Source organism: Treponema sp., assembly GCF_017430385.1.
Taxonomy (GTDB): domain Bacteria; phylum Spirochaetota; class Spirochaetia; order Treponematales; family Treponemataceae; genus Treponema_D.
The window spans coordinates 1-22,159 of sequence record NZ_JAFRNB010000076.1; the positions used below are offsets into that span (position 1 = coordinate 1).

The following is a 22,159-nucleotide window of genomic DNA, read 5'->3' on the forward strand; positions in this document are numbered from 1 at the left end:
GCGAATCTGATGGGTTCTGCCTGTAAGAGGCCGGCATTCCAAAAGCAGAAAAGAAAAGCCCTTAAAGTCCGGATTTGTATCAAGAGCAAGGGAAGCAGCATCTATTTTTTTTAATACGGTAAATTCAGTTTTAGAGGAAAGCCCGCCATTTTTTTCGCTGACCTTTCCCCACTTTGCAGCCTGCCCTTTGGGGCTGATTCTGCCCATCGGAAAGTCAACGGTGATTTTTTTGCCAACAGGAAACTTTGCGGCTTCTGAAGATTTTACGGCGACAACTGCATTATAGACTTTGTACGCAGTGTGGCTCTCAAACATTTCATGGCAGGCGGCATTCACGGAGCGGGTTTTGGTGAACAAAATAACGCCGCTTGTGTCACGGTCAAGCCGGTGCATGATTCCAAGATACGGCGGATTTTTTGCGTTCGGGTGCTCGATTTTCTGTCTCTCGAACAAAAAGCGGATGATTGCAGCATGAAGATTGTCGCGGCTTCCAACCATTCCGGCCTCAGTCGGAAAATGAGTGGGCTTATTCACGACGATTATATTCTCGTCCTCAAAAAGAATATCTTTGGGAGTAAGCTCATAGTTTATGTCATCAGGCTGCTTCTCAAAAAAGAGCTTTTCTTCATCGATAAGAACAGAAATTTCACTCCCAGCCCGAAGATTGAAGCCAGGAAGCCGAATCTGACGCCCGCCCACACTCACGCTTCCGGCAACAATAAGACGGCGGATTTTGCTGTTAGAAATCTCCGTGTTCAAAATCCGGGGAAGCTGCAAGCGGAGAAATTCATTAAGAGAAATTGATTTTTGAGCGACAAGATTAAATGTTTTCATAAGGAAAGCGGTAGGGTATGTAGCCCCGAAGTAGCCGTAGGCTATGAGCGTGAGCGAAGGGCGAAACACCCGCCCGCCAAAGGCGGGACCGCCCCAATTGCACATTCCTAATTGCTAATTGCTAATTGCTAATTGCAAACTCCTAATTTCTAACTCCTAACTCCTAACTCCTAACTTCTAATACCCCAGTTCTTCGCCGACGAGGATTATTTTGATCCGGCCTTTTGTGCGGGAAATACGATGTTTGACAAAGACTGCACAAATGTCCTTTTCATCGCTCAGGGCAAGTCGTTTGGCATTTTTGGGAGCGGCGACTTTGAGCGCGCGTTCTTCAAGCTCACTCTCGTTCTTTACAATTTTGTTTATTCCGACAAGTGCGACTACAGAGTTTGGTCCGAATGTAATTGCGGCGACTCTGTTTCCGTTTCCGTCGATGTTGAAAAGAACGCCGTCCTCGCTAACTGCATTAAAGCTTGTGAGGAATGTGTCTGCAAAGAACGCCTTTCGCATGAGCTCAGTTTTTTCTTCGGGAGTTTTGCCTGTAGCACGGTCAATTACCTTGTAGTTCCCGCTTTTGATTTTGTCGAGCAAGCCAGACTCCTCGATTGAGACAGAGCCCCCCCAAGAGACTGTCGAGCCCTCAGGGATAAAGCCAAGAGCCTTTTCAACAGCCTCGGCTTTTGTTTGTGCAAAAACTGCTTCAAATCCACGTTTTTTAAGACTTTCGATAATTTTTTCTGTGTCCATAAATGCTCCTGTTTCATTTCTCACAGAGCTTAAGAGAACACAGAGATTTTTCTTACAAAAGAAAAATCTCCGTGAGCTCCGTGTTCTCCGTGAGAAACATATTTTTATTTAACAGCAAACGTCTTCTTCAGCACAATCATTGTTCCTACGAGGAGGACAACGCCCACAATCCATGAGATGATTCCGCTTGCTAAAACGCCCAGAGACTGTGAGAAGCCCGCTACGATGTATGTGAGGAATGAAACTCCTCCTACAGTGAGGGCATAAGGAAGCTGAGTTGATACATGGTTTACATGCTCACACTGTGCGCCAGCACTTGCCATGATTGTTGTGTCACTGATTGGTGAACAATGGTCGCCGGCAACAGCACCAGCCATACAAGCTGAAATCGAAATGATTCGCAATGGGTCGCCGCTTCCTGGGAAAACTGCGATACAGATTGGAATGAGGATGCCGAATGTGCCCCAGCTTGTTCCAGTTGCGAATGCAAGGAAACCTGCAATCACGAAAATGATAGCCGGCAAGAAATTCTGCAAGCCTTTTGCACTTCCTTCGACGAGCCCTGCGACATATTTTGAAGCGTCCAATGAATCCGTCATTGCTTTGAGAGTCCAGGCCAAAGTGAGAATCAAAATTGCCGGAACCATTGCCTTGAATCCGTCAGGAATACATGCCATGCAATCTTTGAAAGAAAGGACGCGTCGAACCTGATAAACGACAATTGTGAGAATCAAAGCGGCGAACGAACCGAGAACAAGGCCAACGGAAGCATCGCTGTTTGCGAAAGCGTCAACGAAGTTTTTGTGATCTTCTCCGCTTGCAAAGAATCCGCCTGTGTAAATCATGCCGATTGTACAAAGAACGATGAGGCTTATAATCGGGAAAACAAGGTCGAATACTTTTCCGCGAGTAGAAATTTTTTCTTCTGTATCTTCAGTCATGTCGTTGCGGCTGTTTTCAAATTTTGCCATAGTTCCGAATTCAAAATTCATGCAAATCAAGAGGAACATCATGCCGATTGTGAAGAAAGCATAGAAGTTGAACGGAATTGCCTTGCAGAAAAGAGCCAGGCCGTTCTCACCCTCGCTTACGAAACCTGCGACAGCTGCCGCCCATGAAGAAATCGGAGCGATAATACAAACCGGAGCCGCAGTCGCATCAATGAGATAAGCGAGCTTTTCGCGGGAAACCTTGTATTTTTTGGTAATCGGGCGCATAACAGAGCCGACTGTAAGACAGTTGAAATAATCATCGATGAAAATGAGCACACCGAGGCAAACAGTTGCAATCTGTGCACCGAGCTTTGACTTGATGTGCTTTTTGGCCCATTCACCGAAAGCTGAGGAACCGCCAGCATTGTTCATGAGGGCAACCATTGTTCCCAAAACAACAAGGAAGACGAGAATGCCGACATTCCATGCACTTGAAAGCTGCTTAATCATGCCGTCTGAGAATACATGTGTGAAAAATCCAGTGAAACCGCTTCCTGCATCAATCGCAAAGAAAGCTCCACCAATCAAAATACCGACAAAGAGCGAAGAATAAACTTCTTTTGTGATGAGTGCCAGCGCAATAGCCACGATTGGAGGCACAAGGGAGAAAAAAGTTCCAGTCATTTTTTACTTTCCTTCCTTTAAGATAACTGTGAAATCTGTTTTGAGCGGATTATCAATTCCGTCGTTCTCCAGTTTTTCGAATACGGCAATCGCGTAATTCAGTTTGTCCAGTAAATCCGCCGCACAGTATGTTTTCATCTGTTTGAGCGCATCAATAACAGTTTTATTTGTCATAATGACACCTCCTTACTTTTTATAACTTTTAAAGAGTAACACAGTTTTTGAAATATGGGAACCTCTAAAAACTTCAGTTTTTAGAGGTAACTTTGAAAACGCGAGTTTTAACTCTTGTTATTTTCAAGAGTTAAAACTCGTCAGGAACTTTAGTTCCGTTATTTCTATAAAAAGAATCTAGATTTTATTCCACCCAGCATCGAACTTTATGCCCAGAAATTTGTTACATGAAAAATAAGTTTTCATTATAATCGAGCTTTATTTTAGTAATATGGGGTTATTTAATAGCAATAGGATTTTATAAAGTAAAAGATTTAATTCTGCCTCCTCTTAATATGGACTATATTTTTTTACGAGATATACTTGAAAAGGTTTGTTGTCTATTTGATGACTTTCTATTGGGGAATTCTGTCTTTTGCGGGAAGAATTCCCCAATTTTGAGCAAACCTCCAATTAATTATTTTCCACCACTTCCGGAGCTAGAACCACTAGAGCTTGTATTTGAATATACACCTATTGAAACTTTTCCGTGATTATTAGAAATACTAACCTGACTGTTAGTAGGATTCGAATTATCACCAGAAGAAGTAAAACTTATAGTTCCATAATTACCAGCAATAGTAACAGGTACGCCTCCAACACTAGTATGTGACACACTTGCACTTGCACCGCTTCCGCCATTGATAAAGAACAGTTCGTCCGCATCCATTGCAGCGAATCCGTCAGTTTTTTACGCAGCATTCTACAGCTATCATAAAACGCTCCTTTTGCTTTCACTTTCTGTAAAAGTAGTTTTTGTTTTTGCAGCTTAGAACAGTCAGGTTTGTTGCCTATCCTAAACCATGCTTATCAAGAATATAGTCTTTTGCGGGATAGGTTCTCAAAAGTCCTTCAACGAAGAACTACTTTATCCTAAATTTATTATGCTCAAAGTCGAGCTGTATAACATGGTCTTTGAAGCATGGATACCCGATGATGTTGTAGGTCTCCATTATTTCAAATGCTCGTTTGTTCGTTATAATCTCCCCCCCATATCCTATCTCAAGATTTTCATAATTTATATCTCCAATCCGTAAATCAACATAATTAAACTCATTTGTCCTAAAATTTTGATTTTTAACATTGCTCAAAAAAACTATTTTACTACCTGTATCAATCATACCGCTTGTTTTTTCCCCATTTACTTCAATATCTATGAAAAATAAATTCCATTCGTCATGCTTATGCATAGGAAGAGATTTATCACAGATGGGATTTTGGTCAACATAAAACTTATTCTGCGTATAATCAAAAACAACATTCTTAAATTGCGTAAGATAGTCTTCCCCTAAAAATCCATCGAAATAATTATATTTTTGGCTTGTTGTAAAATTTCCCAATGGATCAACAACATATTTAAAATTATCCCCCTCAAAACAAAACTCACAAATTTTATCACCGCTGTAATCAAACTGTTCCACCGACTTCAAGTACTCCTCTGAAATCAAACTGTCTATTTTCGGATGTAATAAAATGCTTCTGGTTCCACCTGTATCGATAGCCATATACAAGCTTTGATTATTAACTCTGTATTCGATTATTGGTGCAACAGTCGTATAATCCAAATAATTATCAAACAACACAAACCTATAACTATCGCTATCATTATTTGAAAGTTCTGAGGCAAGATATTCTGGAAATCCATATCGATTTGTTTTACAAGAATAAAATACCAATAAACAAATCAATAAACTAACGATATGTTTCATTATAAAAACTCCAAAATCAAAATCACATAAAAGGAACTGCAAAAAAACAGTTCCTTTAATCTGCTATTTATTTTCCTCCACCTGAACCACCATTACCGCCACTGGATGAGTCTCCTCCTTATATAAAAAAGTTTCGATTTTTGGCACTTTTCTTGACCTCAGAATTTGTTCATGATTACATTAACCTTGAGTCGATTTCCGCAAGTTTTTCCTTCATCTCCGAATCGTCCGTGACAAGGAAAATCGTGTCGTTCAAATCCTCACCGATTGACCAATAATCGGGGTAAATGCCAAATCCTTCGCCATGCCAAGAGTCGCAATATTTCATGCCTTCATTCTTTTTGGAACCAAAATGAACGCAAACTTTCGAATTAGAAAGCATATAATCGATATTATCCAAATATTCACAGCAACCACCTGTTTTTTCTCCAATTATGACAGCATTGTCACCGAACAACTTTTTTGCGAGCACGACGGTATTTTCAGAAGCACTGAGCGAGTTTCTGTCGATAAGAATTATGATTTTACCTGGGAAGGCATTTTTGTTCTTTTTAAGGGGCTTTGTTTTCTGAGTTCCGAATATTTTCTTAACTGGCTTTTGCCTTGATTTTTCAAGCATTTTTCTTAATTCTGAATAATGAAAACCAAGGCTCTCGTTAAACTTAAACAAAGATTCAATAGTTACTGGCGATTCAATCCATTTTTCATTGCTAATATACGATTCAAACCATTTGCTGTATTTGGGGAGTTTTTTCCATGAGAATTCTTTTTTATTATTCGTATACAATGAGTACAACAAATATTCAGAATATTCCGCTTGTCCACCAGGATTCCCCCTCAAATCGATGATTATATTCTTTTTATCATAATACTTTGAAGCAAGGCTGGCATATTTTGAAAGCACAATGTCAGCACCTTTCCGAAACTGGGAGCCTTCCTCTGGAAGCCAAAAACTTGAAAGACTCGCATAGACAGAATCATCGCTTTCCAATTCATGATACCTGATGGAAGAAGTTTGTATCGCACCATCATCATAAACAGGAAGAAGAAAAGATTTTCCTTCAAATTGCACGCTCAGAATCTTAGGATTCTCAACGCTTATAATCCCGATTCGCCAGACATTTTTTCCTTTCACCGGATAATAGAATAAATTTTCTGAAGCTCCATCAAATTTCATTCCTTTTGAAAGATTTTCGCTATCACTCTGCAAAAGATAAAAACCGTCATCAGATTTTTCAACAAATGTATTCGTATAAAAGAATCTGCTGCTTTTTACAGGTTCAAAAACTGCCATCTTTGTAATGATTGAAAAATGCCTGTCCGAAATAAACGGTTCAAGGAAGTCAGCAATAAATTTGAACGCCGCACGAGTATCGATTTTTTCTTGTCCCCCATAACCCGCAAGGAATTCAGTTTTCAGTTTCGCAGCATCAAAGCCCTGCCCACACATTCCTTCATAACCGGCATAAGCATTCTGAAGATAATAACAGAGCTGATTTATATCAGAAGAAAATTCTTCATAAGTAAGTATACTTTTATATTCATTCCAGTCATAGCCAACGAAAGTTTCCATATATTCACAAGGCGATTCTGAAAGCAAAACAGGCTTCGCACTCAGGATCATGCAGAGAGAAAAGAGGGAAAGAATGAGGGTAAGTTTTTTCATATTCATAATAATACCTCTTTTTTTAATAGATTTATATAGATTCTAAGTCCGCGGAATAAAACACACCATAGCGTTTTACGCAAATTTTGAGAAAAAAGGAAAAAAACTTACAAAATTCTTCGAAATTTTTAATTAAAACTTACTTTTCAGAGGTTCAGACCAAGTTTTTCTTTGCACCACTTTTTTCCGCTGGCAATATCATCACACTTTTTTAATTCTTCCATTATTACGAATGAATGTTCCAGACTTTTTTTGCCTTCTTCCATTCTCCCAAGTTTAACCAACACACAACCTTTATTGAAGATGTGATATGGAAACAAGTTGCTGGGACCATATTTTGAGCATGAATCAATCGCGATTTCGCTGATTTCGAGCGATTTTTTGTCATTGCCCGAAAGTCCATACCAGTTTTCAAGATTGAAGAGAATCACATGATAATTTTTTGCTTTTTCTTCTTCGCTTACGATTCCTTTTTCAAAATAGGAACGAAGGAATTCCATGATGGAAATTGCATTTTCTTCTTCGCCTAAAGAATATAGTGTCCGCGAGATATTGTTTAAAATCAGGATTTCGATTCTTGTAAGCAGGCGGGCAAGAGGCAATTCTTTTACATCATAATTCTTAACGGTAAGTCTTAATGCAGAAACATAGTTTTCCATTGCTTTTTTGTCATCAGGAGTTTTTACATTTTCTGACAAGGTTTTATAAAAAGTATAAAATTGCCGTTCAAAAACATCCATGTCTTTGTCACAATTTTTGTATTCTTCGAGCAAGCCCGCGATTTCATAGTCTGCCCTGGCGATCATGTCGTTGATTTTATACTCAAGGTTTTCGCGATAAAAATCCGCACGGCTCATCGGGATTCCGCTTGAAGGCGTGACCATACCCATTCTGCTAAACAAGGCCTCGACAAGTTTTCTTCTTGGCAGCTGAGTTCCGCCCTCAATGCGTGAAAGTGTTGAAACAGCACACAAATCAAAAGATATATCTTCCTGAGAAATATTCAGTCGTGTCCTGTATTCTTTGAGTATGCTTCCGATGATGTAAGTTTCCATAACAGTTAAAATTATACAATGGAAAATTTGATTAGTCCAATTTTCTACCCCAGGACACACCTTACCTTATGCCCAGTTGAAATTTCTTTCCATTCAGGGATTTGATTACGGCATTTTTCGCTCGCGTACGGGCATCGGTGAGAAAAAGGACAACCATGAAGGCTTTCCAAAGTTGTCTTGACCTCACCGTTTGAATTTGATGAAGAATTATCGCTTCCAGAGAAAAGCAATTTGGTATATGGATGGGCGGCCGTTTTGTACAAATCGCGGGCAGGTGCTTCCTCAACCAGAAGCCCGCGGTACATCACGCCGATTGTGTCACAAAAATAGCACGAAACACGCAAATCATGTGCGATAAAAAGGAAAGAAATTCCGCGCTTTTCCCGGATATCCTGCAGCAAGTTCAAAATCTGGCTCTGAACGCTCACATCGAGCGCGCTCACTACCTCGTCACAGAACATGACCTCAGGCTTCATAATCAAGGCTCGTGCGATTGAGATTCGCTGCCTCTGTCCTCCACTAAATTCGCTCGGCCGCTTTTCCAAGTCCAACGGATCGAGGCCGACTTCTTCCATGATACGGCCGGCTTCTTCGTAAGCGATTTTTTTGCCCGGCCAGATTGATGAATACTTGTAGCTGGCAGTAAGGATATTGAAAACCGTCATTCGGGGATTGAGCGAACGAGAAGGATCCTGAAAGACATATTTGATTTTTTCGCGATACTGGCGGAGCTGTGTCTTATTATATAGAAGAATATTTTGCGCCTCCATGTCGCCACTTGCGGCCTCTCCCCCTGCGCTATGGATTGTAGGGGCGGCTTCAGCCGTTGCCGCAGGCAATGGAGCGCGGTTAGCGCGGAACCCCGAAAAGCCAGACCCACCATCGGTGGGGAGCGCCCTATACCAAATCTTTCCGCCGTCTGCTTTGTACATCCGCACTAACATTCGGGCAGTCGTGGTCTTTCCGCAGCCTGATTCTCCTACCAGGCCGTAAGTTTTACCACGCTCGATTCCGAAAGAAACATCATTGACCGCGTAAACAAATCGGTCGTTTTTGGCGAAAAATCCAGCATCAAGGGTAAATTTTTTTGTCAAATGTTCGGCTTGAATTATGAAATCAGACATTTTATCTCCTGTCAGACGGATTAGACTTAATTTTGTATAATTCGACAAATTCTTTCATGCGCTCGGCCGGCTTGATGATTTCCTGCATTGAGTTTCCCTTATTGAGCGTGTCGATGATTGCAGCGACATAACGGTTCATGCCGACAGAAAAATACCACGGTCGCTCCAAAAGCTCCGGCTTCTGATGAACAAGATTTGTGGTGAAAACACGGTCAAAAATTCCATCTGAATAAGCCTGGTCAAATTTTTCAAGTCCGTTAGTGAAAAGGCCAAAAGTCGCGAACATAAACACGCGGGCTGCCCCACGGGCCTTGAGCTGCTTTGCGACATCAATCATGCTGCCACCAGAAGAAATCATGTCATCAACAACAATCACATCCTTGCCCTCAACCGACTCGCCACAGAAATCATGAGCGATAATCGGGTTCATGCCGTCCACAATTTTGCTGTAGTCACGGCGTTTATAGAACATGCCGATGTTCACGCCGAAAATCGATGCCATGAAAACAACCCGCTGAGTCGCGCCCTCGTCCGGGGAAACGAACATCATGTGCTCGCTGTCGATTTTCAAATCTTCGTACTCGGTCAAAAGAGCCTGAGTAAACTGCAGGGCCGGAGAAACATCCTCAAAACCGCTGAACGGAATCGAATTCTGCACCCGCGGATCATGTGCATCAAAGGTGATAATGTCATAAACGCCCATGTTTTCAAGTTCCCGAAGCATCATCGCGCAGTCCAAAGACTCTCGGCCAGTACGGCGATGCTGCCGGCTCTCGTACAAGAAAGGCATAATCACGGTGATTCGGCCGGCCTTACCGTTACAAGCCGCAATCACGCGCTTTAAGTCCTGAAAATGGTCATCGGGAGACATTCGGTTTACATAGCCGTCCATTTTGTAAGTGACAGAAGGATTGCAAACATCGACAAGGATATAAATATCGCGGTCACGCACGGATTCCTTGACAAGACCTTTTGCCTCGCCGCTTCCAAATCGCGGGCAAGAAGAGGGAATCAAAAAATGCTCGCCGCCACGCCATTTCGAAAGTATATCGTCAATTTTTTTTCCAGCATTCTGAGCAGATTCAAGTGCGATGATGCCTAACTTTTTCATTTTTTTTCTCCTGCGATATAACAATCAGTTTGACTCTCTTTACATTCATCCTTCGCGTACTGGCAGCGCGGTGCGAACGGACAGCCCGGCTCTGGGTGCGCCGGATCTGTTACGCGGCCAGGGATTGAAACCAGCCGTTCTGTTGTATAATGAGTGCCAAAGCGAGGGCTTGAAGCCAAAAGAGCTTTTGTGTATGGATGACGCGCGTGATTCATGATTTGGTCACTCGTGCCCTTTTCCATAATCAAGCCGCCGTACATTACGATGATGTTGTCACAAAGACTTGCAACCAAATCAATATTGTGGCTGATGAATATAATAGAAAGTTTCCGGGTTTTACGAAGATTTGCGAGCAAGCCCACAATCTGAGCCTGAATCGTAACATCGAGGGCTGTCGTAGGCTCATCGGCAATCAAAAGCTCGCAGCCCTGTGCAAGTGAGAGCGCGATAGAAATTCTCTGAAGCTGACCGCCACTAAACTGGTGCGGAAAGTTTTTGAGTCGGCTTTGAGGATCCGGAAGCCCCACTTCGTCCAAAAGCTCAATTGTTTTTTTATCGGCTTCGGGTCTTGTGATTTCAGGGAATGAGTTACGGAAGGTTTCAAAAAAGACCGAACCGATGTTCTGCAGCGGATCAAAACTTCGCCCCGGCTCCTGAAAAATCAGGCCGATTTTTTTTCCGCGGTAAGAACGCATTTCTTTCTGGCTTAGCGAAGTAAGTTCCACGCCGTCAAAGAAGATTTTTCCTTCGACCGTTGCATTAGAAGGATGCAGGGCCGGAATCGCCGTAGTCGTGACAGATTTTCCGCTGCCACTTTCGCCAACGATTCCCAAAATCTCACCACGGTTCATGCTGAACGATACGCCACGAACCGACTGGATAACAGTATGGCTTGAACCGCGCAGCACGGTGAATGATACACGGAGATTCTGGACAGAAAGCCAAGTGCCAGGGATTCGAGCCATCGTGTCGCGACAAGAATTTTGTTGCACAAAATTCTTGCGGTTTTCACTACAATCTGTGTAATCTGTGGTTTTCTTTTTTCGCCAAGTTTTGAACACGACATGATAAGGGTCAAAATAGTCACGGAGTGCATCGCCCAAAAAGTTAAAAGCCAGAGTGACGGCAAGCAAAAGCCAGACAGGAGTCAGAAGCCACGGAAAATTCTTGAGATTTGAGAGCGTGGAAATGTCCCTGTTGATAAGGCTTCCCCAGCTTACGGCAGGGTCGGCAATTCCAAGCCCCAGGTATGAAAGCGTGGTCTCGCTCATGATAAAGCCCGGAATCGCAAGAGTGGTTGAGACAATCAAAAGACTCGTAATTTGCGGAATTATATGGAAGAAAATTATCACCGTGCTCGGAACACCCTCCAAACCTGCGTCCATAACAAATTCCTCACGCTTGATTGAGTGAACCATACCACGCAACGTGCGCGCACTGCCAGGCCAGCCGACAAGCGAAAGAATCACGGTGATTATCATATAGCTTGTGCCAGAGTCCATCTTGCTGTTGAGAAGGGAACGAAGGAACAAAATCAGGTAAAGACCAGGAATCAGCATGAAAAACTCGGAGAAACGCATAACGAGCCAGTCAGTTTTGCCGCCATAGTAGCCCGCTAAACCACCGAGCAGAATCGCAAGCACAAGAGAAATCGCGCTTGCAACAAAACCAATCGTAAGCGAAATTCGGCTTCCATAAACCATGCGGCTAAAAAGGTCACGGCCGAGGTTGTCCGAGCCAAAAAGAAAGACCGGGTAAAGCTCGCCTGTGCGCGGATCCGGCTTGGTACCGAAAAGGTGACGGCTAGACGGAATCAGGCCGAAAATCTTGTATTCCTCGCCTTTTACGAAAAAGCTGATTTTGTGATGGAACTCTTCACCACGCACTTTCGCATAACGCCATGTAATCGGGTTCAGAACGCGGTATTCTCGTGCGACTATTCCGTGTGAAGTCAGCTCTATGTTTGAAGGATGGAAAGTGTCTTCCTCAAAAATACGAGTCGGGCTGTAAGGCGAGATGAATGGTGCGAAAATCATAAAAAGATAGAGAATCGCAAGGAGAACAACGGAAATGATTGCGAGAGGCCGGGTTTTTAGGTATTGGAAAAGGCGTGACACTATCGAAAAACCTCACATTGCGAGAAAATCTGTGGGAGTGACAACGAGAACAGGAGAATTGACGAAATCTTTTACATTTCGGGTAATAATCAGTTTTGCGTGATGGCGTTTCGCACAACAAGCTTGTATGCCGTCCTCAAAGTCTGTCATAACCCCAGAAAAAGCAAAATCCAAATCCTTTTTGCAAACTTTAGCAATTTTCATCGTGCTCAAAAAATCAGAAACGACCGAAAACTGTTTCTGAATATTCGAATAATGCTTTCGTGTCATATACATAACATCAGCCACAGAAACCGTTGAAATAAAAATTTTATCATCATTTTCAATTAATTTTCGATAACACTGAATTGAATCCGTGCAAAATGGCTGGCGATTCGTCAAAATATCGACGGTTACATTAGTATCAAATAAAACTTTCATTGCCGTGACAACCTCTCAGCCTTTATAGCCTCTTCATCAATATCATCAGGTAAAATCCCAATCACAGCTTCCAAATGTTCCAATTTTTTCTGAATACGGCGAGGAAATTTTTTCTTTTTTTTCTCTGGCAGAATTTTCAAACCCGAAAGAGAAGCCGCCTGCTTGTATTGGGCGGGATTTGCGAAAAAATCCGTGTAAGATACGACCATCATATACTCACCTCAGATTTCATTATACCACACTTCCCTAGATTTCACTAGATGAAAATTACCTTAATTTTGCTGCTCCAGTTGATAAGAAATAATCGTGGCGAACTGCTTTCCGTCTTTGGAGGAATACAATTCAAGTTTTTCGGCATCTTCCGGAATCTTGAAATCCAGCTCAAACGCCCCGGTCTTGGCATTTTTTGGGATGAATTCATATTTTTCTTCGGCGGTGACAATCACGAAACTTGAATATGCGTTCGTCTTGATAGAAAAATGCTCCTCGCTGCCCCTTTTAAGACTTCCTTTGAGCGGAGAAATCAGGCTGATTGTGCTTGCGTTCTGGTAATTTTGATAGGCTTGCGGAAAACGAAGCACATTTTTTCCGAATCCGTCATAATCTGAGGCGGCTTTTATGTCAAAATTCAAAACGGTCTCGTAGTTGTGAGTGTTTCGGTCGAGAAGTTTCAGGATTTTGTTGTTCGCAAGGTTGCGTGGGTTGTCAAAAAGGTCTTCGGCGTAGTAATAACGGTTGTTTTCTTCTATTAAATAGTATGATTTTTCAAAAAGCTCTGCTTCTTTCGGCGTGATTTTTTTGGAAGAAACAAGAGATGGCAATTTCGCCAAAATATTCTGCTCAAAGTCAGACTTGTTGAAAAATTTGGGATTTGTGGTCGTGCCGCTGAACCTTGCGCCGAACTGGGTGGAATAAGTCTTTTTGTCGGGAACATCGAAAATAAACCGCCTCGTTCTGCCCGCATTCTCAAACCAACTCGCCGCATCCATGTCGGAAGGAGCGTCGTTACCGTAAATGCTTGCCATCATCATAACATTCGGCTTTGAGCAAACGATGTCGAATCCAGTCGCCTCGGAAATCTCGTTCGTGTACTCGGGGGCATTTTTCCCGAATGAAAGGCCGTACTCAAAGAAAATGCCCGGAATGTACGGCTCTTTTACGAATTGCTCAGGGGTGCGAATGAGTTTTTCTGGCAAAAGCTGCCATTTTTCTTCTTCGGGAAGATGAGAATAAATGAATTGTGATGGCGAAAGATTGAACCACTGGAGCGTGTACCGTTTGATGAAACTCCGCTTGTCAACATAGCCCGCATCCCAGGTCACATCAATCTGCTTCCATTTTCCGCCGATTTTTACAACATTCCAAGCGTGGTCACTTTCTTTATACAAATAGCCCGGATAATTGAAGCCCTTCGACCAACCAGAAATTATATCGACCTCGATTTTTGCATAATAGCACATCGCCGCCATCAAGTTGCAATAGCCAACGCAAACCGCCTTTTTCTTTTTGAGAACACTCTCGTAATCCTGCTTGCCCACCCCTTCGTTGGTGAAAGCATTGCAGTCGTAGGAAATATTGTCGCAAATCCAGTCATGAAGGATTTTTACACGGGAAGAAGTGTCTCCGCTCGTTCCCACAAGGAAATTCACCAGCTGAGGCAAAGTTTCTTTGGGAGTGATAAAAACCTGCTCCTGAATATTCTTTGGAACTTGACGGACTTTTGGATTCATGGTCGCGCAGAACATTTGAGAAGAAAGGAATATGAGAATGAGGAAAGAAATTGATTTTTTTAGCATGATTGAGTCTCCCCGCCATAAAACCTGAAATTAACGGCTTTTTCAATTCTCGCACGGATTACAAGCAAAAGCAACGGATTTATTTGTACAAGCGGAAGCCAACATATCCGTCATTCGCACCTGACCAAGATTTACCAACTGATAAAATATAGTAGCCAGAAGTAGTTGGTGTAAAACCAGAGAATTCATCAGAATCAGTATATACCTCATAACCGCCATCCGTCACAGAATATACAATTCCCAAAGCATCGGTAAAATTGTTTGAAGCCGATATTGATGAACTTGATTTTGTGTCACTGTCATAGAATCGGAGATTATACTTTGTCCCCGAAATCGCATAAAATTTATAATTAGTGCAAGCAGAGTATGAAGAAAAATAAACAGTCGTCAAATCTGAAGCCCTACTTCCTTTTCCAGTGGCAACAGAGATTGTATTTGTAACATAAGCCGCAGTCGGCATTTGGAAAACTCTGATTGCGACATACCCGGAAGATGAGGCTGTCAGCCTGACTTTATAATTTCCACCTGCTTCAGACTGAGAATTTGAAAGCCCCATAGAATCTATCGTACCGAATTCTGCCCCCGAAGAATTGTAAACCACAGGCGTTGCCCTTCCAGCACTTCTTCCACCATTGGAACAAATGTCTGACCAAGTTGAACTTCTCGAATCAAAATACTGTATATACATAATATATCCGCTTGATATTCTGAAAGAAAATTCTTTTGAGTCACCATAGGGAAGATAAAAATCAGCGTCATCCTCAACATACGCCGAATGGAAAGAACCAACTTTGAGAGTGCTGACAGTAGTGTCCGTTGCCCCGCCAGATGATGAATATTTTGATAAAGTCAGATTATATTTAGAATTGCTCACGGTAAGAGAGAATGTTCCAACATAAGAAGAATTATACGGCATTACCTTTATGTAAACAGTTTCTCCTGTGCCTGAATATGAACAAATAGTTTGCTGACCTGATGTTTTTCCGCTGAAAAAACTTGTCGGATAGGAACTGCTTGTTCCCGCAGAAACAGAAATTTTTGCTCCGCTTCCGTTCATCCAGCTGAGGGTGTAAGTAATTTTTGAATATGCGTAAAAAGTATATATTATATAGCCGCCGGATTTCGTGAATTTTCCCGAAACAGTATCTGAAAATGAATTGGTGTTTGAAGTCGGAACCGCCCCACCGCTCTTTATAGGATAAGAAATTCCCAATGCCTTAGCAAGCTTCTTGCTGTTCTCAGGTCTGTCCTCGTTCAGTTTGTCCGCACAAGAAATATTGGCAAAAACCATAATAACAACAGAAATCAGCGAACCTATAAATCGAATCTTCTTGCCCATAATCTTTTCTCCTATTTGTCAAAACACCAGCCAAAGCTAACCCCAAAAGAATCAGTGTATCCCGCTCCTTTAAGGCTCCTAAGCTTGTAATAGCCGCCCAAAACGAAATGGTCAAAAACAAGATCCATTCCCAAAGTTCCGCTCAGAGAAAGGCCGTTCGTGCCATCGACATATTTCTTATATTTTGATTCCGCCGATGGAACAGCAAAATAATACCCGAGACCGACATGTGCATAAGGTCTGAATATATAGAAGTTGAAGCTTGCCCCACCCAGAACTTCGGTGTCAATAAAATAAAGATTTTTCAAGATTTTATAATCCTTGTAATCCCCACTCATTTTTGTCATGAAGAAGTCAGCGGCGATTCCACCGTACAGATGTTTTTTGCCATAGAAACCGCTTGCCCCGAAAGCGAATCCTTCATAGAACGGACCTTTCACGCTACCAACATCAAAGAAGAAGCCTTTGCTTCTTGCCCTCTGCTCATAATCTTTTACCGTATGGTCAATCCGCACAGTCGCTATTCTCATGAACCCAGAAGTTTTGAGCGTTGCCACATATATGCCGTCAGGAAGCGGCTTTCCGTTTTCCTTTCCGTACCAATCAACAAAGCTGTCCCATGTCTCGAATTTCAAATCCCAAGAGGCTACCGTATCGCCCTTTTCATTGTTTATCACCAAAGTTCCAGTCTCTGGGGCTGTAACGGAGATATTGAACCTCACGAATTTCTTTATGTTATTGTTTTTCGGATTGAAAGCCTTTATATTCGCCGAAAAGGATTTTACCTCGAAAGCGGATTTTTCCATCGTAAGCGAGATGCTGGAAGTTTTGTTCCGCACAATCGTGACAGTCGTGCTTGTGTCATCATAGCCAAAAGCATGAGCCTTTATCGTATAAGTTCCTTCGTCAATTTCTTCATTGAATTTTGAGATTTCCTCGCCGTCACAATAAATCGTCGCATCGGAAGGTGTCACATTTGTATTAAGATAGCCTGATATTTTCTCAAGGCTTGCGGTCAAGTTGTAAGAATATCCCGCCTTCAAATAATCGGTCATCGTGTTGTAAACGGAATAATGTTTTTTAGTAACCTTGACACTATGTTTTCCTATCTCCAAGTCCCGGACAACCAGAGGGGCAGTTCCTTCATAAGATCCGTCAACATAAACGCTGGCTCCGCTCACATTCGCATTCACATTGAGGTCAGCGCCTGAAAAATGTGCGGTCACAGTGTTCTGATAGCCTGCCGTCACATTAACAGAGTCGCTCACATCGTCATAACCACTCTTTGAGAATCTCAGCCAGTGAAGCCCCGGTTTCACATCATTTATCGTCAACGGCGTAGTTCCCTTGTAAAGATTGTCAAGATAAACATCGACCCCACGAAAATCCCTGTTACCGATTTTTGCCTCAGCCTTGATAGAGCCGACCGAAGCGGCCAAAGTCACAGAAACGCTCTGCTCATATCCGTCCGCAACATAGACAGAGCCTGTATAAGTATCGTAGCCGCTCTTCTCAACCCTAATGGAATGATTGCCAGGATTTACATCCACCGAAACAGGGGCATAACCTTTATAAGAGCCGTCGATATAAACGCCCGCAAGCGAAACATTTGTCGTAGTCACACGAATCTTTGAAGCGGCGGAGGCGAACACAACAGGAAGCAAGAGAAACAAACCCAATGAAAACAAGGTCCTGAATTTATTTTTAATCACTATCTAATCCTCCGCTTCTTCTATAAAGAATAAACTAATCCTTTTTTTCCTAATAATCATAAAAACTAACTTGCTTTAAGGAGTGATAACATGAATAATGTGGGGAATTTCGCCCAGAAGGATAATTATATGTGCATCTGAACCCTCCAAAATAATCATTTCCCTCATCTTCCCATGTAACTTTGACACTCCTATTTGAACGAGTCAGCCTGAAATATGATGGAGAGCCTCCATTGGAAGGATACACATCAATATAATTTGCATAAGTGCAATTCCATTCAAAAATATAAGAAGATTTTGTTCCCTTATTCGGGTTAAGAATGCTATCACAACCTATTGCGAAAAAAACAAACGAAATAAGAGCACATATAAACAAGACTTTTCTAAACCTTTTCATAAGCAACCTCCTTTAGCTATGAAAAATCAATACTACAAGAACTTTCTCAATTTCTTTTTGTTTTCACTTTATTTATAAAAATGATTTCTTCACATTCTTGTCCGATATGAAAAGCAGCACATACACCGTTCCGTCATCGGCGATGAAACGGTCAACCCTTTGTACTCCCACAAGAGCCTTTCGTCCTTTTGAAGAGCCGGAAGTGCCCGATATAAAATCGAGCAGACGGATTTTTGCATCGAGTTCTGCGGCATTCGTGGAAACATTTCTGTCATCATATTTTGCCCCGCCCCAAGCGTAAAAGCCTTTCTCATCATTGTAGCCGGCCCAATATCCATAGGGGTTCGTGAATGTCTCACCAACCCATGACGGAGTTCCGTCTTCATGATAAGTCTGCACATAGCCAGGTCTGTTGCTTTCGCACGAAACGAGGAAAATTGCCGCAAAAATCAATGCAAAAAGTGGCTTCATAGGCTACTCGGCAGCAGGCTGAGTTTTTGGTTCAGTTGGAAAAACAGTCTCAATGAATCTCAGTTCGTAGTCAGACAAGCTCTCGTCTTTTAAAGCTTTCTGAATATTTGCATTTGAAACGAACATAAGAACATAGACATAATCCCCATCTATAAAACGATCAACTCTTCTGATTCCAGAAACTTTTCGGGCGACAGCTGTTCCTGTTTCCCGAGCAAAAGTGTTTGATATTTTTTTGTCAGGGTCAACAGAAGTGCTTTTTGCTTGTGCATCAATGATCGCCTGTTGAACATATTGAGCGACATTAGCTTTGGCATTCAATTCGGCTGTAGATGTTGCTGTGTTTCTATCGCCGAAATTTGATTCACCAGGGAAAAACAAACCTTTTTCTTTTACAGGACCATCCCAAACATCTACAATTTCTTCAGAAGTATAGGAACCTCCGGTCCATGCAGGAAGCCCCAAATCTTTTGCTTGTTTGGCAGATGCCGTATTCGCAGCACTTCCAGTGCTTCCACATCCAGTCATAAAGACACCCAAAATCACAGCCATAGCTGCGCCGATAATTCTTTTCATAGAATCCTCCGTAAAATATATTTTTACTCCGCTTGAAAAACAGAGTTTTTTACTTTCCTGTTTGGGTTTGGGCGTAAATGCCTGTCGCAGCTCCGCCTACCCATGTGATTACAGAAACAGGGATTGTAACAGCCGTTCCGACCATACCAGCAAAAGCCGCCGTTGAAGCCGCATCCGCCGCCGCAGAACGCTCCACTGATATAGACTGGTCATATTCATAGCGTTCAATCGGGGTGATAATCTCGGCATCCTCGCCCGCAACTGCCACGACACTTATGTCCTTGTCATATTTCTCAATGATTATGTGGTTGTTCGTAAATGGAATATGATATTCAGGATAATACTTGACCTTGTTCGCCTCTTTTGCGGCCTCAGCCTTTTCCTTTGATTTCTTCCAGCTCGGAAGCATCCATAACATGCCATTAACATTTCCGCTTGCGGCATTGTATCCGCCAATAAAGTTTATGCACGCATACCCGGCACATTTCAGAATATTCCAAGCCGCCGCCCCTGCGATTACGAAAGGCTTTCCCGCAAACTGATAGACGATATAGCTTTGGTTCGGCGTGCTCTTGACGATGATTTTTTCGCTCTCGTTCTTGCTCTGCGAAGAATTTTTCTCATCTTCATCTTCCTCTTCAGGGGCAACAGCGTTCAAGGAAGCCTCAAAATCCGCCGCAATTTTAACGAATGCCTCCTCAAATTCAGCGGGAAAATGGTCTCCCATATCCCTGACCATTTTTTTTCTATTATCCTTGAAATATATGTACTTGTTGTTCTGCATTCTCATGCATCTTGTTCCGATAACCGTCTCCTTAATGCCGTTTTTCGTTTCATAATATTCAATGAGATTAAAATCAACGGTCTCATACGGCTCACCAAAGGTCTTCGTTTTTTGAACCGAAAAGGCATAAACGAGATTCTTTGACTCATCAGAGTATGCAGTCGAGAAAGCTTTAGAAAAATCATGAACAGACCTAGTACGAGCGTCAATAATCTGCCCGTCCTTTGTTGCCTTGACCTCCTCCCGAACAAGGACATCATTCTCATACAGGCAATTTTTGGTCTTTATGTATGTATTTTCCGTAGTCTTACAAGATGCAAGGAAAAAAAGCCCCAGCAAAACAACCGTACCGCCAGTTCTAGTGAATCCGCTCATGTCCAAGCCTCCTCTTTAAATATTATAGTCTAAAAGACAGGGAAAGCAAGAAAATTTTAAAGTATTTTTAAATTTCTCTTTGATTTCAAGGCTATTAAGCTATAAATCTGACATTTTTTTTAGAGTATTCTCTTAGAGTATGGGTGTCAGACAAATTTTCAGAGAGAATTTAAAATACTACCGAAGGCAAAAAGGACTATCGCAGGAAAAACTTTCAGAAATAATCGGATTCGGAGAAACTTACATCACAGAAATCGAAAGCAGAGAAAAATTCCCAAAACCAGAGACAATCGACATAATCGCGCAAAAACTTGAAGTCGAGCCGTACAAGTTTTTTAAGCCCCGAAGTTATGAAGAAAATGAAAAATTAGAAGAAAAAAAGAGGTTTAAGGACTTAATTAATAACCTTCAAGGACAAGTCAATGGGATTTTTGATGTCTTTTGCAAAACTCAAAATTTTATATAAAACTTAAATTAAAATCGACTTCCTTAAAAAAATGATTCATGCTTTGGTGTAATTTTTCCGTTTCTGTGCTATAATCTTGGTATGGGAACATTCTTGAATCCGAACAATGACAATTTTCTCGCAGAAGCAAATTCGCTTTATGTTGACAAGACCATGCTGATTGATGTCACGAACCGCTATCTTAATGACCCGACTTTCAAATTCATCTGTCTGAGCCGTCCGCGTCGTTTCGGAAAGTCAATCGCCGAGGACATGCTTGCCGCCTATTATTCAAAAGGTGCCGATTCAAAGGAATTGTTCTCAAAATTCAAGATTTCAAAAACAGCCTCATACGAAAAGAACCTCAACAAATTCAATGTGATTAAGTTTGACTTGAACGCTCTTTTTTCCGAGTGGAAATGTTTGAATCCCGATAATAAAAAAGAAAAAAATCCAATTTCATATATTTCAAGTCTTATCTGCAAGGAATTCCGCGAGCTGTTTGCGGATATAGATTTTGGTGAGAATAATTCAATTTCTGCTTTCATTCAGAAAGTTTACAAAGAAAAAGGCGAGACTTTCATCATCATAATCGATGAGTATGATGTGATGGTTCGGGAGCAGGTTCCAAAAGAGGACTTTGAGATTTACCTTGCATTCCTTAACTCACTTTTCAAGAATGCCGAGCTTAAGCCTGCTATTTCGCTTGCGTATCTCACAGGAATTCTTCCTATCATAAGAGACAGGGTTCAGTCAAAAATGAACAATTTTAAAGAATACAATATGCTCCACACTGGCAAGTTCGCGGAGTTCACGGGCTTCACTACGGAAGAGGTCAAAGCTCTTTGCGAGGAATACAGTTGCAGTTTTGACGAGTGCAAGAGCTGGTATGACGGCTACAAAGTCGGGGAGTATGAGATTTACAATCCGCAGGCAGTGGTGAATGCCGTGGTTACAGGCGAATTCCGCTCTTACTGGAGTCACACTTCGACCTACGAGGTTATTTCCGACAAGATTAAAATGAACTTTGACGGAATCAAGGACGATGTAATCACAATGCTCGGTGGCGGAAAAATTGATGTTGATGTCGAGCTTTACAAAAACAGCATGACTGAATTTGACACTAAGGACGATGCTTTCACATTCCTTATTCATCTTGGCTACCTTGCTTATGATGCGGAAGAAGAGCAGTGCTATATCCCGAACCGAGAGATTTACAAAGAATGGCAGCTTGCGATAAAAAAAGACTCCGACTACGCTGAGACAAACAAGATAATCGAGGCTTCAAAGAACCTTCTAAAAGAGACTCTTTCGGGGAATGAAGATGCCGTCGCCACAGCCCTTGATGCGAGCCATATCCATGTCACGAGCAACAGAAGCTACAACAATGAGGAGTCCTTGCAGAGCGCGATTTATCTTGCGTTCATTTACGCCATCAACAATTACACAATCGTAAAGGAAATGACGGCTGGCAAAGGATTTGCCGACATCGTTTATATTCCGCTCAAAGCAGGCTCGCCCGCACTGATTGTGGAGCTGAAGCACAACAAGTCCGTACAAACCGCGCTCAATCAAATCAAGGACAAGCAATATTTTGACTGCCTTGCGAATTACTCCGGCGAGATTCTTTTTGTGGGCATCAGCTACGACGA

Annotated in this window: 21 protein-coding genes; 2 read left to right on the plus strand and 19 right to left on the minus strand. The window is 42.1% G+C overall.

The genetic code is table 11. The features are described from left to right. From IJJ71_RS05090 to IJJ71_RS05180, 19 genes are all read right to left on the minus strand, one after another. Positions 1–834, minus strand: an 834-nt coding sequence (locus IJJ71_RS05090) for an RluA family pseudouridine synthase (protein ID WP_296845707.1), incomplete at its 3' end; no start/stop codon positions are given. A 177-nt stretch (positions 835–1,011) separates the two neighbouring features. Next, positions 1,012–1,581 (minus strand): lactate utilization protein, encoded by a 570-nt coding sequence (locus IJJ71_RS05095; RefSeq protein WP_296845708.1) that lies wholly within the window; start codon positions 1,579–1,581, stop codon positions 1,012–1,014. A gap of 104 nt (positions 1,582–1,685) precedes the next feature. After that, positions 1,686–3,197, minus strand: a complete 1,512-nt coding sequence (locus IJJ71_RS05100; protein WP_296845709.1) for a Na+/H+ antiporter NhaC family protein — start codon at positions 3,195–3,197, stop codon at positions 1,686–1,688. A 3-nt stretch (positions 3,198–3,200) separates the two neighbouring features. Next, positions 3,201–3,371, minus strand: a complete 171-nt coding sequence (locus IJJ71_RS05105; protein ID WP_296845711.1) for a hypothetical protein — start codon at positions 3,369–3,371, stop codon at positions 3,201–3,203. Positions 3,372–3,828: 457 nt separating this feature from the next. Then, on the minus strand, positions 3,829–4,080 hold the full coding sequence (locus tag IJJ71_RS05110) for a hypothetical protein (RefSeq protein ID WP_296845713.1): 252 nt from the start codon (positions 4,078–4,080) through the stop codon (positions 3,829–3,831). Positions 4,081–4,273: 193 nt separating this feature from the next. Next, positions 4,274–5,119, minus strand: coding sequence for a hypothetical protein (locus IJJ71_RS05115; protein ID WP_296845714.1), 846 nt, complete (start codon positions 5,117–5,119; stop codon positions 4,274–4,276). A 175-nt stretch (positions 5,120–5,294) separates the two neighbouring features. Next, the gene (locus IJJ71_RS05120) at positions 5,295–6,785 is read right to left on the minus strand and encodes a S41 family peptidase (protein ID WP_296845715.1); all 1,491 of its coding nucleotides are present in this window, start codon (positions 6,783–6,785) and stop codon (positions 5,295–5,297) included. A 146-nt stretch (positions 6,786–6,931) separates the two neighbouring features. Beyond that, complete coding sequence (locus tag IJJ71_RS05125; protein WP_296845716.1) at positions 6,932–7,840, minus strand: helix-turn-helix domain-containing protein; 909 nt, start codon at positions 7,838–7,840, stop codon at positions 6,932–6,934. Between the two features lie 44 nt (positions 7,841–7,884). Continuing rightward, positions 7,885–8,964 carry an oligopeptide/dipeptide ABC transporter ATP-binding protein gene (locus IJJ71_RS05130; RefSeq protein WP_296845718.1) on the minus strand — a complete coding sequence of 360 codons (1,080 nt, stop codon included), beginning with the start codon at positions 8,962–8,964 and terminating at the stop codon, positions 7,885–7,887. Between the two features lies 1 nt (position 8,965). Then, positions 8,966–10,075, minus strand: a complete 1,110-nt coding sequence (locus IJJ71_RS05135) for a ribose-phosphate pyrophosphokinase (protein WP_296845720.1) — start codon at positions 10,073–10,075, stop codon at positions 8,966–8,968. Next, positions 10,072–12,192, minus strand: coding sequence for a dipeptide/oligopeptide/nickel ABC transporter permease/ATP-binding protein (locus IJJ71_RS05140; RefSeq protein WP_296845722.1), 2,121 nt, complete (start codon positions 12,190–12,192; stop codon positions 10,072–10,074). Before IJJ71_RS05140 ends, IJJ71_RS05135 begins: the two co-directional genes overlap by 4 nt. Positions 12,193–12,204: 12 nt before the next feature. After that, complete coding sequence (locus tag IJJ71_RS05145; RefSeq protein ID WP_296845723.1) at positions 12,205–12,612, minus strand: type II toxin-antitoxin system VapC family toxin; 408 nt, start codon at positions 12,610–12,612, stop codon at positions 12,205–12,207. Then, a complete protein-coding gene (locus tag IJJ71_RS05150; RefSeq protein ID WP_296845724.1) occupies positions 12,609–12,752 on the minus strand; it encodes a hypothetical protein in 144 nt (47 codons plus the stop codon). Before IJJ71_RS05150 ends, IJJ71_RS05145 begins: the two co-directional genes overlap by 4 nt. A 132-nt stretch (positions 12,753–12,884) precedes the next feature. Continuing rightward, positions 12,885–14,408, minus strand: a complete 1,524-nt coding sequence (locus IJJ71_RS05155) for a transglutaminase domain-containing protein (RefSeq protein ID WP_296845725.1) — start codon at positions 14,406–14,408, stop codon at positions 12,885–12,887. A gap of 79 nt (positions 14,409–14,487) precedes the next feature. Then, on the minus strand, positions 14,488–15,747 hold the full coding sequence (locus tag IJJ71_RS05160) for a hypothetical protein (RefSeq protein WP_296845727.1): 1,260 nt from the start codon (positions 15,745–15,747) through the stop codon (positions 14,488–14,490). A gap of 11 nt (positions 15,748–15,758) precedes the next feature. Further along, positions 15,759–17,459, minus strand: a complete 1,701-nt coding sequence (locus tag IJJ71_RS05165) for a PEGA domain-containing protein (protein ID WP_296845728.1) — start codon at positions 17,457–17,459, stop codon at positions 15,759–15,761. A 469-nt stretch (positions 17,460–17,928) separates the two neighbouring features. Further along, positions 17,929–18,327: a hypothetical protein gene (locus tag IJJ71_RS05170; RefSeq protein WP_296845729.1), complete on the minus strand. Its 399-nt coding sequence runs from the start codon at positions 18,325–18,327 to the stop codon at positions 17,929–17,931. A gap of 3 nt (positions 18,328–18,330) precedes the next feature. After that, positions 18,331–18,903, minus strand: a complete 573-nt coding sequence (locus IJJ71_RS05175; protein ID WP_296845730.1) for an LptM family lipoprotein — start codon at positions 18,901–18,903, stop codon at positions 18,331–18,333. A gap of 49 nt (positions 18,904–18,952) precedes the next feature. Then, on the minus strand, positions 18,953–20,062 hold the full coding sequence (locus tag IJJ71_RS05180; RefSeq protein WP_296845731.1) for a hypothetical protein: 1,110 nt from the start codon (positions 20,060–20,062) through the stop codon (positions 18,953–18,955). A 139-nt stretch (positions 20,063–20,201) separates the two neighbouring features. Here IJJ71_RS05180 and IJJ71_RS05185 point away from each other — a divergent pair, with 139 nt between their 5' ends. Both IJJ71_RS05185 and IJJ71_RS05190 read left to right on the plus strand, forming a co-directional pair. Next, complete coding sequence (locus IJJ71_RS05185) at positions 20,202–20,528, plus strand: helix-turn-helix domain-containing protein (protein WP_296845732.1); 327 nt, start codon at positions 20,202–20,204, stop codon at positions 20,526–20,528. A gap of 81 nt (positions 20,529–20,609) precedes the next feature. Beyond that, positions 20,610–22,159 (plus strand): AAA family ATPase (locus IJJ71_RS05190; RefSeq protein ID WP_296845733.1); only part of this gene is annotated, 1,550 nt, incomplete at its 3' end.

Excerpts from the sequence above, each read along its gene's own strand:
- IJJ71_RS05095 (WP_296845708.1), bottom strand. The coding sequence starts at position 1,581 with ATGGACACAGAAAAAATTATCGAAAGTCTTAAAAAACGTGGATTTGAA.
- IJJ71_RS05100 (WP_296845709.1), bottom strand. The coding sequence starts at position 3,197 with ATGACTGGAACTTTTTTCTCCCTTGTGCCTCCAATCGTGGCTATTGCG.
- IJJ71_RS05105 (WP_296845711.1), bottom strand. The coding sequence starts at position 3,371 with ATGACAAATAAAACTGTTATTGATGCGCTCAAACAGATGAAAACATAC.
- IJJ71_RS05110 (WP_296845713.1), bottom strand. The coding sequence starts at position 4,080 with ATGGATGCGGACGAACTGTTCTTTATCAATGGCGGAAGCGGTGCAAGT.
- IJJ71_RS05115 (WP_296845714.1), bottom strand. The coding sequence starts at position 5,119 with ATGAAACATATCGTTAGTTTATTGATTTGTTTATTGGTATTTTATTCT.
- IJJ71_RS05120 (WP_296845715.1), bottom strand. The coding sequence starts at position 6,785 with ATGAAAAAACTTACCCTCATTCTTTCCCTCTTTTCTCTCTGCATGATC.
- IJJ71_RS05125 (WP_296845716.1), bottom strand. The coding sequence starts at position 7,840 with ATGGAAACTTACATCATCGGAAGCATACTCAAAGAATACAGGACACGA.
- IJJ71_RS05130 (WP_296845718.1), bottom strand. The coding sequence starts at position 8,964 with ATGTCTGATTTCATAATTCAAGCCGAACATTTGACAAAAAAATTTACC.
- IJJ71_RS05135 (WP_296845720.1), bottom strand. The coding sequence starts at position 10,075 with ATGAAAAAGTTAGGCATCATCGCACTTGAATCTGCTCAGAATGCTGGA.
- IJJ71_RS05145 (WP_296845723.1), bottom strand. The coding sequence starts at position 12,612 with ATGAAAGTTTTATTTGATACTAATGTAACCGTCGATATTTTGACGAAT.
- IJJ71_RS05155 (WP_296845725.1), bottom strand. The coding sequence starts at position 14,408 with ATGCTAAAAAAATCAATTTCTTTCCTCATTCTCATATTCCTTTCTTCT.
- IJJ71_RS05160 (WP_296845727.1), bottom strand. The coding sequence starts at position 15,747 with ATGGGCAAGAAGATTCGATTTATAGGTTCGCTGATTTCTGTTGTTATT.
- IJJ71_RS05170 (WP_296845729.1), bottom strand. The coding sequence starts at position 18,327 with ATGAAGCCACTTTTTGCATTGATTTTTGCGGCAATTTTCCTCGTTTCG.
- IJJ71_RS05175 (WP_296845730.1), bottom strand. The coding sequence starts at position 18,903 with ATGAAAAGAATTATCGGCGCAGCTATGGCTGTGATTTTGGGTGTCTTT.
- IJJ71_RS05180 (WP_296845731.1), bottom strand. The coding sequence starts at position 20,062 with ATGAGCGGATTCACTAGAACTGGCGGTACGGTTGTTTTGCTGGGGCTT.
- IJJ71_RS05185 (WP_296845732.1), top strand. The coding sequence starts at position 20,202 with ATGGGTGTCAGACAAATTTTCAGAGAGAATTTAAAATACTACCGAAGG.